The 11,505-nt window shown below is 33.5% G+C and carries 14 protein-coding genes; 11 read left to right on the top strand and 3 right to left on the bottom strand.

The genetic code is table 11. The annotated features are described in order from the left end of the window. The first annotated feature begins 146 nt into the window (after window positions 1-146). The 8 genes from ACQH1V_RS02465 (at window position 147) to ACQH1V_RS02430 (ending at window position 4,984) form a co-directional block, all read left to right on the top strand. Window positions 147-785 (top strand): adenylate kinase, encoded by a 639-nt coding sequence (locus ACQH1V_RS02465; protein ID WP_094648906.1) that lies wholly within the window; start codon window positions 147-149, stop codon window positions 783-785. Between the two features lie 60 nt (window positions 786-845). Beyond that, window positions 846-1,223: a 30S ribosomal protein S13 gene (rpsM, locus tag ACQH1V_RS02460; protein WP_341749194.1), complete on the top strand. Its 378-nt coding sequence runs from the start codon at window positions 846-848 to the stop codon at window positions 1,221-1,223. Window positions 1,224-1,235: 12 nt separating this feature from the next. Beyond that, entirely contained in the window at window positions 1,236-1,622 is a 387-nt protein-coding gene (gene rpsK / locus ACQH1V_RS02455; protein ID WP_094648908.1) for a 30S ribosomal protein S11, read from the top strand. Window positions 1,623-1,636: 14 nt separating this feature from the next. Further along, a complete protein-coding gene (locus ACQH1V_RS02450; protein WP_425360693.1) occupies window positions 1,637-2,653 on the top strand; it encodes a DNA-directed RNA polymerase subunit alpha in 1,017 nt (338 codons plus the stop codon). Window positions 2,654-2,667: 14 nt separating this feature from the next. Further along, on the top strand, window positions 2,668-3,087 hold the full coding sequence (gene rplQ, locus ACQH1V_RS02445; protein ID WP_094648910.1) for a 50S ribosomal protein L17: 420 nt from the start codon (window positions 2,668-2,670) through the stop codon (window positions 3,085-3,087). Between the two features lie 24 nt (window positions 3,088-3,111). Beyond that, window positions 3,112-3,375: a 30S ribosomal protein S20 gene (gene rpsT, locus ACQH1V_RS02440; RefSeq protein WP_250310928.1), complete on the top strand. Its 264-nt coding sequence runs from the start codon at window positions 3,112-3,114 to the stop codon at window positions 3,373-3,375. Between the two features lie 102 nt (window positions 3,376-3,477). Then, window positions 3,478-4,302 (top strand): glycosyltransferase family 2 protein, encoded by an 825-nt coding sequence (locus ACQH1V_RS02435; protein WP_425360692.1) that lies wholly within the window; start codon window positions 3,478-3,480, stop codon window positions 4,300-4,302. Window positions 4,303-4,408: 106 nt separating this feature from the next. Then, window positions 4,409-4,984, top strand: a complete 576-nt coding sequence (locus tag ACQH1V_RS02430; RefSeq protein WP_425360691.1) for an ankyrin repeat domain-containing protein — start codon at window positions 4,409-4,411, stop codon at window positions 4,982-4,984. Window positions 4,985-5,570: 586 nt separating this feature from the next. On the opposite strand, the gene ACQH1V_RS02425 is transcribed toward ACQH1V_RS02430, so the two are convergent. Both ACQH1V_RS02425 and ACQH1V_RS02420 read right to left on the bottom strand, forming a co-directional pair. Continuing rightward, the gene (locus tag ACQH1V_RS02425; protein ID WP_425360690.1) at window positions 5,571-7,706 is read right to left on the bottom strand and encodes a recombinase family protein; all 2,136 of its coding nucleotides are present in this window, start codon (window positions 7,704-7,706) and stop codon (window positions 5,571-5,573) included. Next, window positions 7,703-7,918, bottom strand: coding sequence for a hypothetical protein (locus ACQH1V_RS02420; RefSeq protein WP_425360492.1), 216 nt, complete (start codon window positions 7,916-7,918; stop codon window positions 7,703-7,705). Before ACQH1V_RS02420 ends, ACQH1V_RS02425 begins: the two co-directional genes overlap by 4 nt. Before the next feature lie 74 nt (window positions 7,919-7,992). Here ACQH1V_RS02420 and ACQH1V_RS02415 point away from each other — a divergent pair, with 74 nt between their 5' ends. Continuing rightward, window positions 7,993-8,256, top strand: coding sequence for a hypothetical protein (locus tag ACQH1V_RS02415; RefSeq protein WP_425360689.1), 264 nt, complete (start codon window positions 7,993-7,995; stop codon window positions 8,254-8,256). 130 nt (window positions 8,257-8,386) lie between these two features. Here ACQH1V_RS02415 and ACQH1V_RS02410 read toward each other — a convergent pair whose 3' ends face one another. Further along, entirely contained in the window at window positions 8,387-8,638 is a 252-nt protein-coding gene (locus tag ACQH1V_RS02410) for a hypothetical protein (protein WP_094648915.1), read from the bottom strand. 380 nt (window positions 8,639-9,018) lie between these two features. Between ACQH1V_RS02410 and ACQH1V_RS02405 the strand changes: the two genes are divergently transcribed. Next, window positions 9,019-9,681 carry a helix-turn-helix domain-containing protein gene (locus tag ACQH1V_RS02405; protein WP_094648916.1) on the top strand — a complete coding sequence of 221 codons (663 nt, stop codon included), beginning with the start codon at window positions 9,019-9,021 and terminating at the stop codon, window positions 9,679-9,681. A 28-nt stretch (window positions 9,682-9,709) separates the two neighbouring features. Then, window positions 9,710-11,440 carry a M24 family metallopeptidase gene (locus ACQH1V_RS02400; RefSeq protein WP_425360688.1) on the top strand — a complete coding sequence of 577 codons (1,731 nt, stop codon included), beginning with the start codon at window positions 9,710-9,712 and terminating at the stop codon, window positions 11,438-11,440. Window positions 11,441-11,505: the final 65 nt, after the last annotated feature.

The raw sequence follows: 11,505 nt of genomic DNA, 5'->3' as shown, positions 1-11,505 counted from the left end.
ACTCTTTGGGTTTGTAGACTGTTTTTTGCGATTTTTAAATTGCTTTGTGAATATTTTAGAGTTTTTGTAGCTAATTCTTAAAATAATGTACTTTTATACTTAGTGGTAAGTATATATTATGTTATATATCTAAAGATGGGTTTAAAGTGATTATAGTGCTTATAGGATCTCCTGGCTCAGGGAAGGGAACTCAAGGGCAGTTATTGGCAGGAAAGTTAAATTTACCTCATGTGTCTACAGGCGATATATTTAGACAAATGGTAAAGGTCAATAATGAAGAGGGGTTGTTAATTCAACAGTATATGGCACAAGGAAAACTTGTCCCTCATCAATTGGTAAATAATGTAGTTAAAAAGTTTTTAACTCAGGATATATATAAAAATGGTTATGTTCTAGATGGTTATCCTCGTAATCTAGAGCAAGCTAGCTTTCTTAGAGAATTTGCTAGTCAAAAGATTAAAGTGGTGTTTTTTGAGATAGACGATCAAGTAATTATTAAGAGGATTTTGGGTAGATTTAGTTGTGCAAATTGTAAACAAATTTATAATAGTTACTTTATTAAGCCTAAGATTGATAATGTTTGTGATGTTTGTGGATCGGATAAGTTCATTCATCGACAAGATGATGATGAACAGACTATTAAACATAGAATAGAAGAATATAAGATAGAAACTTATCCGTTACTTAGCTATTATAGAGATAATAGTGAATTCTATGTTGTTGATGCAAGTAAGGATAAGCAAGAAGTAGAAGATGTTTTAGATAAAATGTTAGAAATTATTTGACTTTAAGGGATATTTTTATATTATTCCCTTTTGGTTGTTATCAAAATTTGGAGATTATTTGTGGCAAGAATAGCGAGTGTTAACATTCCAGCAAACAAAAGATTAGTAGTGAGTTTAACATATATTTATGGACTCGGCTCTTCTGCTGCAGGAAAAATTTGTCAGAAGACTGGGATATCTGAGAGTAAAAGGGTTAAAGACTTAACTGATCAAGAACTTATTGTTTTACGTAGTGTTATTGAAAAAGAATATAAAGTAGAAGGTGATTTAAGAAGAGAAGTAACTCTTAACATCAAGAAGAAAAAAGATATTAGAAGTTACCAAGGTCTCAGGCATATAAGAAAACTGCCTGTGCGAGGACAAAATACTCATTCTAATGCTAGAACAAGAAAAGGCAAAGCTATTGCAATTGCCGGTAAGAAAAAAGTTACAAAGTAATATGGTATAATAATGAGTCAGGCTAATACTAAGATCAAGAAAAAAAGAAAAAATATCACTCTTGGTGTTGTTCATATAAAAACAACTTTTAATAATACTATTGTGACTTTTACAGATGTGCAAGGTAATGCTATAGCGTTCTCAACAGCCGGTACACATGGTTTTAAAGGGGCTAGAAAAGCTACTCCTTATGCTGCTCAAATAACTGTTGATAAAGCCTCAGAAGCAGCAAAAGAGCATGGTCTTAAAACTGTTTCAATTAGAGTGCAAGGGGCAGGGGCGCAAAGAGAATCGGCTATGCGGGCAGTGTTTAGTCAAAATTTTATAGTTACCTCAATTTTGGATGTTTCCGCCGTTGCTCATAACGGTGTTAGATCGCCAAAGAGAAGAAGAGTATAGATAGGTAGTAAATAATGTTATTATTAAATAAAAACTGGAACTCACTGATCAAGCCGAAGATCGTGTATGACAGTCCTGATAAGAATGCTAATATAGTAAAGGTTGTAGTTGAGCCTTTAGAGAGAGGGTTTGGGCTAACAATAGGTAATGCTATGAGGAGAATTTTGCTTTCTTCTCTTCAGGGTGCTGCAATAACTTCGATAAAAATACCAGGGGTGGTGCATGAATTTTCTGCTATACCTGGTGTTAAAGAAGATTTAGTTGATGTAGTTTTAAATCTTAAGTCCTTAGTCATTAAGATGCATTCTTCCGAAAAGAAGGTTGTAAGATTAAGTGCTACTGGACCTTGTGTGGTGACTGCCGGTATGATTGGGGCAGGTCATGATGTGGAGATATTAACTCCTAATCATATGATTTGTACCTTGGCAAAAGGAGCCCAGCTTGAAATGGAACTAGTGTGTGAGACAGGAAAAGGTTATGTTCCTGCTGTGAGTAATGTTGATTCAGAAGCTGCTATTGGGGTAATCCCAATAGATGCGTTATTTAGTCCTGTAAGGAAGGTTACTTATAAAGTTGATAATACACGTGTTGGTCAGGTTACAGATTATGACAAGCTAACTATGATCGTTGAAACTAATGGTAGTATTTCTCCTGAAATGTCTATAGCCATTGCTTCTAGAATTTTGCAGGATCAGTTGCAATTATTTATTACATTTGAAGAACAAATGGAAGATAAGCAGGATAAATTAGAAGAATTATCATTTAATCCAGCCTTGTTGAAAAAAGTTGAGGAATTAGAATTATCTGTCAGATCTCAAAATTGTTTGAAAAATGATAATATAATTTATATAGGAGATCTTGTTATCAAAACGGAAGGAGAAATGCTGAGAACTCAAAATTTTGGTAGAAAATCTCTTAATGAGATCAAAGATATATTAGCCACTTTTGGCTTGAAATTTGGTATGGACGTAGCAGGCTGGCCTCCTGAAAATATTCAGGATTTATCTAAGCGTTACGAAGATCCATATTAATTTAAGGTAACAATATGCGACATAAAATTAAGGGTAGAAAACTCAACAGAACAAGTAGTCATAGGCAGGCGATGTTTGCTAATATGGCTGTGGCACTTGTGATGAATGAGCAAATAAAAACAACTTTACCTAAAGCTAAAGAGCTTAGACCTTATATTGAGGTGCTAGTAACTAAGGCTAAGAAGTCTGATTTAGCCACTAGAAGAATGGTGCTTGCTAAAATCAAAGATAAAGTGGCAACTGAAAAACTTATTAGCGTTTTAGGTAAAAGATATAGTGAACGTCCAGGTGGATATACTAGGATAATAAAGGCTGGTTCTCGCTATGGCGATATGGCTCCACTGGCTTATATTGAGTTCGTTGATAGAGATGTAAATAGTAAAGGTTGTATGACTCCACAAGCAGAAAGTCATAATCATGAAGAACAAAATTAATGAATCTGTAGGAAAATAATAAATATGGCTAATCATTCATCAGCAAAAAAGGCAATAAGACAAACAATTAAAAAAACTTTAATAAATAAGAATAGAGCGAGTAGAATTAAAACCTATTTAAAAAAAGTTTTGCAAGAAGTTGCTAGCGGTTCAAAAGAATCGGCCAGATTAGCGTTGATTGTTGCACAATCTGAAATAATGAAAGGCGTAACAAAGAATATTATCAAGTTAAATACCGCCTCACGTAAAATCAGTAAATTATCTCAAAAAATTAAAAACATGAACTAGTCTTTACCTTTACAGTTAAGTAGATTGTTATAGTCAATTCAGAAGAATTGACTATAGTTATAAGCTCTGCAAAAAACTTGATTATCGAGTATAAGGGGTCATATGCTAAAGATTTCAGCTTTTATTATCACAAAAAATGAAGCCGCTAGAGTGACAAGAGCTATCAACAGTGTTAAGGGCATTGTCGATGAGATTATTGTTGTTGATAGTGGTAGCACTGATAATACAGTACAAATTGCTAGAGATTTAGGAACCAAAGTAATTTTTAACGAATGGGGTGGTTATGTTAAACAAAAAGCTTTTGGTGAGAGTTTATGTCAGAATGATTGGATATTAAATATTGATGCTGATGAAGAGTTGTCAAAAGAATTACAGGATGAAATAGAATTTATATTTGCTTCAAATATTCAAGATAATTATTTAGCTTATCGTACTAAAAATGTTATATTGCACCGTAACGATCATAAAGTTCGTCGCTTTGCTCCTTATCATAAATTCATCAGATTATATAACCGTAAATATAGTAGTTTTTCTAATAATATGAGTACTACTACTCATGATTCGGTGTTATTTAACCCAGATATTAACCCACAAGACAAAATCTATGAGTTAAATGGTATAATTTATCATAGGTCTGGCATGTCAATTGAGCAAATGGTAGCTAAGGCAAATTTTTATTCTTCCGAGCAGGCAGAAGATTTCGTCAAACTAGGTAGGAATCCATCAAAAATAAGAATTGCTACAGAAATTATTTTTTATTTTCTAAAATCATTCTTTATAAGACGATATTGGGTATTTGGTTTTGATGGTTTTGTTGACTCTATGATTCTTGCTTTTGGACGATTTATAAGACTCGCTAAAGCAAGAGAGATTTTAAATAATAAAGAATACGCTAAAAACCAAAAAAATATAGAATTATTAAAATAAGTGCTTGCATAAGGTGAAAAACTATTGTATAACACCAATAAATAACCGTATTAAACGGTTGTTTTGGTAGAATAAAAAAGCAATCATTAATAATTAAGAGGTAAATATGCAATTATTGAAACAATTTTTTTATAAAGGATATTACGGTGGTGTATCAGCGTTATTTAAAAAGCAGGGCTTATTTCACGCTGTAAAAACAGGTAATATAGATTTAACAAATCATTTACTTACTAAAGCTAATGTAAATAATCAGGATGAAAATGGCAATACTGCATTACACTATGCTATAAAAAATAATTATTCTGGTATAGCTGAAATGTTATTAGGATGGGAGGCAAACCCAAATGTAACTAATAATAATGGTATGACACCATTAAATATGGCCTCTGCAGACAACCATCATAATTGTAGAAAAACACTGTTAGATAATGGTGCCAAAATAACAAACACAGATTTATGGTATGTACTGCGGAATAATGAGATAGGCACTATGCACGATCTATTAGCCAATAAACAAGTGCATTTGTCACCTAAGATAAGTAGTAATTTAAAAGAATTCACTAAAAATGCAGGCTCCTTACTTGAAGTAATAAAGGATTACTTGAGTGATATTACTATTGATAATTCTTTATGCGACAATGTGCATAATAATGATGTAACATTATTAGCTGATGACATATAGTCAATTCAGGGGAATTGGGTAGCAGGAACGATGGAGCGACGCCTATAAGTAATAGGCGAGCATTGAGCGACGACGTCACCAACTTCCCATCAATTGACTATAGTGAATTAACTTGAATTGGCAACGTTATAAATCCGATTAGTATTTAGCCTTAACGTCATAGTTCAGAGCCACTTTAGTAGCGACTAATACTACAGTTGTAGATTGAATGTGAGTGTTCACGGAAAAAAGGTTAAAGTATAAGATGTCATTGCGAGGAGGTTGCCAGACCGACGAAGCAATCCAGGAAAGTGATTAGAAATGGATTGCTTCGTTGACCTGACGGTCTCCTCGCAATGATTCTTGGTGATCAGGTTTTTTTATTCATCACAAAAAAATCGTGAATGCTCACATCTAAACTACAACTGTAGTACTAGAAACACAGTTTTATTCCATATCAATAAAATTAGCTCATATCAAATTAGAGAGCGGAGAATATTTATCGGTAGTATATAGAGAAATATGAGCAACGGGGCTAAAATATATCGACGAAGATGGGATATCGAAGTTTGCCAGTCATAATGCCTCTGTAATAGTTATTTGTTTATTATTCTACCTTTTTTACCCTGGAATGGTAAATCCACTGTTTCGGTTGTTCTCTTAATGAGATCAACCTTTTAATCTCTTGCTCATCGGCTGTAATTAGCCAAATCCAACGTTGTGATGAGTTGTAAACTTTCCTGACTTTTAATTGCTCTCTTTGCATCCATCTATATAAAGTTGGTTCTGGTATATTGATTTTTTGCGATAATTCACGAAAAGTAAATTCATTTTGCCTACGATTAATTTCTCCTGATAATGTTCTTTTGTTAGTAGCTGTTACACCACTACGTATAAGTAGGCTACTAACCGTGTTCTCATTAAAAATATTTAACAGCTTTGCTGGACGCCACCCTTCTTGTTGATTTAAAATATCAGCAATTTGCTGTAATGTCATATCTTGGCTTTTGAGACTGGCTACTAGTTCAAGCAGTTTACCATAATAACTAAGTTGCTCCAATTTTGCCACAGGACGAACAAGATTAGTATTAGTTTTATATCCACCAGCCCAATGTATTTCTACCAAGACTTTCTCTGTTACACCTTCTATTTTTACAACAACACATTCTATTAGTAAACGTAAAATTTCTTTGCGTTCTTCTACCGTAGTAGTTGACGATGACCATAAAGCAGGAATATCAGAAGCTAATTTATATATAGTTTGACGCTCAACATCAGACAGAATTTTTGATTGTTCAGCTAAGAATTTGGCATATTCCTGTTTTAACTTTTCTTCTGCAGATAATGATTCTTCCCACTTTTTCTCAAGAGTTCTTGTGACAAGACGATTCTCAGGTTCTGAAGAATTATATTGCCGATATGCCCTCTCAACTTCATATCGTCCTCTCTCTAATTGTTTTTGCCAATATTTTTGTAAATTATTATGTTCGGTTTCAAGGTCTGTTGCCACTCGTAAACTAACTTCCAAAGCTTCTGGCTTTAACACTTCTAATGCCTGCTTAGCAATTAGTTCATCCAAAACATTGCCAACCAATGATTGGCAAACATCTTCACCATAATCTACAGACATTCTGCTACAACTATAACGCAATTTATTACCATTATTTGTATAGCAAGTTGCCATTCGTAAACCACAGCGACCACAAACAACAAGTCCGGCTAATAGTGCATTACCATGCCTTGCTACACCAATTCCTTGTATGGAGTTAGATAATAATTGTCTGCCATTACGTTCATATTGTTGCCAACTAATATAAGCAGGAACTTTGTCTTTTAACAATACTTGCCAATCTGACATTTTAGCAACAATACGCCCCGTAGATCGTCTGCCAGGTTTTTTTCTATGTGCCTCTGTTGGTCTGCGTCCATATACATAAGCACCTGCATATATGGGATTATGTAATAGATTTCCTAAAGTATTCCTATTAGGACGATGCCAGGTTAGTTCACCTTTTTGCAAACCGCTACGCTCTCTATAAGGCATTTTTATTTTATGACTGACTAAGTATTTTAATACTGCATTAATTGTAGAAAATTTTTCAAATAACTCAAATACCATCTGAATAGTTGCCTGTGCTTGCTCATCTGGATCTTTAACAATTTCGCCAGATGGTCGTCTAACATATCCCATAGCAACTTGCATGCCTAACTCACCTCGACGTGCTTTTGCTTTCTTCCCTTGTAGCATGCGTTGCTTAATTATATGTAACTCTGCTTCAGACATTGTACCTTTAAGACCTAATAATAGTCGATCATTATAGGATACCGGATCATAAATACCATCAGTATCAGCAATAATGGTTCTAAAAAGTGCACATACTTCTAGTAATTGGTACCAATCTTTGCATGATCGTGCTAACCTCGATACTTCTATTCCTAGTACTATACCAACATGGTCTAATCCAACTTCAGCAACTAAACGCTGAAATCCAGGACGACCTTCAGCAGTTGCACCAGACCGCCCCAAATCATCATCTATTATAAGTACTTTATCAGCACTCCAGCCTAGAGCATAAGCTCTCTCTACTAAATTATACTGCAATTTAGTAGATTCACTATGCCGTTCTACTTGTTGCAGCGTTGACTGCCTTATATACACTATCGCCAGACGATCGTGGTGATAGGCTTGAATCTTGCCACTTGATAATATTCTCTGAGTTGATTGTTTCTCCTTGTCTATCATTTGCCTTCTCCATATTTATTATCGATTTTGGCAATTTTTTCAATGATAATGTTGCTAATAGAGTTATTAGGCGATGACGATTCTCTTTGGGGATTCTCTCCCATTTCATTGGTTCCAATATAGGAATGCCTTGCATGATATTTTCTTACCCAATCAACCAAGTTTAGCAATACTGATTTGTTAAGTGTCGGGGATTGTTCTAAATTTGTCAAATTAAAACTTATAGATGTTTTAATAATGGAAGATAGAGACGGCATTTAAAGGATGCAAGAGTAATGGGTTTCGAATGGAGGATAGCCATATAAAGGACAAAGTGAGATTTGAAAGTTTTATTAAATGCATATTTATAGCTTATGCGATAATTATAAAAATAGGGTCAATTGAAGAACTAAAACAACCAGTCAAAATGAAGAAAGCATTAGGGTGCAGGGCTTATTCCGTACTTCAATTAGGAATAAAATTAATTAAACAATCTTATAGTTGTTTTAAATATTCTCTTGATTCAGTTATTATAAAGCTGCTTAAATTATATGATTTGCAATCAATTTAGCATTTTTGTCCAGTAGTGTGATAAGTAATAGGCGAGCATTGAGCGATGACGTCACCAACTTCTCATCAATTGACTATATAGGCATCCTCATCGCTCCTGCTACCCAATTCCCCTAAATTGACTATATTAGCTAAAAGTTTTTTTGCAAAAAAAGTACAACTAAAAACCATATAGTAATCAAACATATCCAAAGTCCACCTCTAATGTCATACGTACGTCTGACTAGAATCTTTAGAGTAGCCTCAGTCTTTCTGGCTTCTTTTAGACAATCTGATCTCATAGCAATTATGTAACCTGATATAGCTATAATCTTACTATATAGTTGTTTTAGATCTTTGTCATATTTTGCATCGAATGTTTTTTCGTCAAGATCATTTTGCACAAAACCCCCTGATTATGATAATAGGAAAAATATTCCTATTAATTGTTGAGTAAAATAATAAATTAGGTTGCATTTTTAATAAAAAAGTTGCTAAATAAGCAATAATATATTTGATTATCAGATAAATATTGTATATATTCATAAAGCATTTCCTTTTATGATTGGGTTTTTTAGGGTTAGTAACATTTTTCTTATATTCAACTTATACATATTGACAAGTGGTTGAATTTATATATAAAATGGTTACGATTCCTAAAGTTTATCTTACTAAAAGAATTTATTAAATTTATTTGGTAAGACAAACAACTTTACTATAAGGTTTTTTTTCTGTCAAGAAAAAAACCGTTTTTCACGGATAAATTTATAAAAGATTATGTTTAATGGGTTGGTTTGAAAATATAAAGGATTTCCTTAATAAAAAAATGAAGGAGGAAGGGCTAAAGGTAGGTCAACTAGCTGAGGCTTCAGATGTTCCTGAAACTACTATGAGGAAGATGCTAGATAATCGGCGTCCTGAGATAAAAAACATACTCAAACTAGCTGATTATTTTAAATGCTCTGTCAATGAATTGTTGGGTAGAGAGGAATTTGACTCTGGAGAAAAACAACAATATGCTAAACTATCTCCTGAAGAATTAAGTGCTAATTTAAGGAGTTTTATCAATAAGGAGCTAAGCAAAAACGATTTAACTCAGTCTGAGTTAGGGAAAAAACTTGGTCTTAGTGAAGATGCATTACGTCCTTTTTTAAAAGAAGATGATACTCAAAAAATGCTATCTAGTGTTACATTGGTACTTCTTGCCGATTTTTTTAAAGTGTCTGTTGATGGGATGATTGGTAGAACTCCGAATCTCGCAAGAGAACAGCAGATAGAAAAACCTTTAGATAACATAAAAAACCTAAGTCCTGAAGTTCTAAAAGCTGCTCAACTTATCGGCAAATCTATCAAAAATGATATATCTAAGGTTCCGGCTGATGAAAAAGCTGCACCCCGCCATGTTAGCTCTGTAACTAAGAAACCGCATAGTGAAAGAAGCAGATAATTCTTTTGGGTAAATAGTAGGTTGTTTGATGCAAGAACGTAACCGTAATATTAGAGGACTATTTGCTAAGTATAAAATAGATGGCTATATAGTACCATGTAACGATCAATATCTTAATGAGTATGTTCATCAAAGTGCTAAGCGACTGCAATATATAACTAACTTTAGCGGATCAAATGGTATTGCGGTGATCTGCAAAGGTAAGGCGGTATTTTTTACAGATGGTCGTTATCTAGAACAAAGTAAACATGAACTAGATCAAGAAATTTTTAAGATTTTTGATATTAAAGATTTAGCACATTTTCCTTGGGATGACTATTTAGGTAATGATGGTATATTGGGATATGATTCGAAACTCTTTACTAATGTTAAGTTACAAACATTTGCTAAAATAAGATCCCGTTTACAGAAGATATCTGATAATTTGATAGACCAAATTTGGTATGATAAACCTGATCAGCCATCATCAAAAATATATATTCATGATGATAAATTTTCTGGTCAATCATATAGTAATAAAATTGCCATATGCCGCAATCTACTAACTAAATATTCCGCCGATGCGATGATTGTTACTTCAACAGATTCAATATGCTGGCTATTAAATCTCAGAGCAAGTGACACTCCATATTCACCATTGATGCTCGCTATAGTTCTAATCACTCAAGACCAACTATATTTATTTACTAACCCGAATAGAGCTAATCAAGAAATTATGATTGCTCGCCCTGACATAACTATTTTATCGGAAGAAAGATTTGCCGGTATATTGGGTCAGGCTAATAAGGTTCTCGTTGATGAAAATTTTGCCTCAAGTTACATTATGGATTTGCTCAATAATAAACTAGTAGAAAAAATTAACGACCCTTGTCAACTATCGAAAGCAATTAAGAATGATATTGAGATTAAACACGCAGTTAATTTTCATATTAATGACGCGGTGGCACTATGTGAATTCTTGGCATATTTGTTTGAGCTACCAAATTTACAAGATCAAACTGAGTATGATTTAGGAGAAATATTAACCGAATTTAGATCTAAGCAAGATCAATATGTTACGAATAGTTTCCCAACTATATGTGGTTTTAAGGAAAATGGTGCGATAATTCATTACCGAGCAACAAGCCATCAAGCAAAAAAAATCTTAGGTAAAGGTATATTATTAATTGATTCTGGTGGACAATATAAAGGCTGTACTACTGATGTAACCAGAACCTTTGCTATAGGTGACCCTACCGAGGAGCAAAAATTACGTTATACTCAAGTTCTTAAGGGACATATTGCTCTATCGATGATTAAGTTTCCGGTCAATATTACTACAGGAAGCCATTTAGATGTATTAGCTCGACAATTTTTGTGGAGGGATGGGCAAGATTATCCGCATGGTACAGGTCATGGGGTTGGTAGCTTTTTAAATGTCCATGAAGGACCACAAAATATTAATTTACGTAGTAACGTGATTTTACAACCAGGTATGATTGTGTCTAATGAGCCTGGTTACTATAAAATCAACGAATTTGGTATTAGAATAGAAAATTTGATGTATATCAGAAATAGCTTACAGGATGTAAATTATTTAGAGTTTGATACTCTTACCATGGTTCCTTATGCAAAGGAGTTAATAGATTATAAAATGCTAAATGAAGATGAAATACGTTATATAAAACAATATTATCAAAAAATTAAACAACAAGTTTATCCCCTACTGTCAATTAGAGGACAGCAATGGTTAGGCAATCAATTATTTTCATATATATAGTAAATTCAGCAAAAATTGGGGCTAGGAGGCTGCCTACGATAACTAATTAATTAGTTATTGCAGGC

The sequence above is a fragment of the Candidatus Tisiphia endosymbiont of Ceraclea dissimilis genome, assembly GCF_964030735.1.
Taxonomy (GTDB): domain Bacteria; phylum Pseudomonadota; class Alphaproteobacteria; order Rickettsiales; family Rickettsiaceae; genus Tisiphia.
Note: the sequence above shows the minus strand (reverse complement) of the source record. Positions and strands in the feature narration are given on the sequence as shown.

What these genes read in the sequence shown, in the direction of transcription:
- ACQH1V_RS02425 (WP_425360690.1), bottom strand. Translation starts at nt 7,706, where the DNA reads ATGATAGACAAGGAGAAACAATCAACTCAGAGAATATTATCAAGTGGC.
- rplQ (WP_094648910.1), top strand. Translation starts at nt 2,668, where the DNA reads ATGCGACATAAAATTAAGGGTAGAAAACTCAACAGAACAAGTAGTCAT.
- rpsT (WP_250310928.1), top strand. Translation starts at nt 3,112, where the DNA reads ATGGCTAATCATTCATCAGCAAAAAAGGCAATAAGACAAACAATTAAA.
- ACQH1V_RS02450 (WP_425360693.1), top strand. Translation starts at nt 1,637, where the DNA reads ATGTTATTATTAAATAAAAACTGGAACTCACTGATCAAGCCGAAGATC.
- ACQH1V_RS02415 (WP_425360689.1), top strand. Translation starts at nt 7,993, where the DNA reads ATGGAGGATAGCCATATAAAGGACAAAGTGAGATTTGAAAGTTTTATT.
- ACQH1V_RS02435 (WP_425360692.1), top strand. Translation starts at nt 3,478, where the DNA reads ATGCTAAAGATTTCAGCTTTTATTATCACAAAAAATGAAGCCGCTAGA.
- ACQH1V_RS02400 (WP_425360688.1), top strand. Translation starts at nt 9,710, where the DNA reads ATGCAAGAACGTAACCGTAATATTAGAGGACTATTTGCTAAGTATAAA.
- ACQH1V_RS02430 (WP_425360691.1), top strand. Translation starts at nt 4,409, where the DNA reads ATGCAATTATTGAAACAATTTTTTTATAAAGGATATTACGGTGGTGTA.
- ACQH1V_RS02405 (WP_094648916.1), top strand. Translation starts at nt 9,019, where the DNA reads ATGGGTTGGTTTGAAAATATAAAGGATTTCCTTAATAAAAAAATGAAG.
- rpsK (WP_094648908.1), top strand. Translation starts at nt 1,236, where the DNA reads ATGAGTCAGGCTAATACTAAGATCAAGAAAAAAAGAAAAAATATCACT.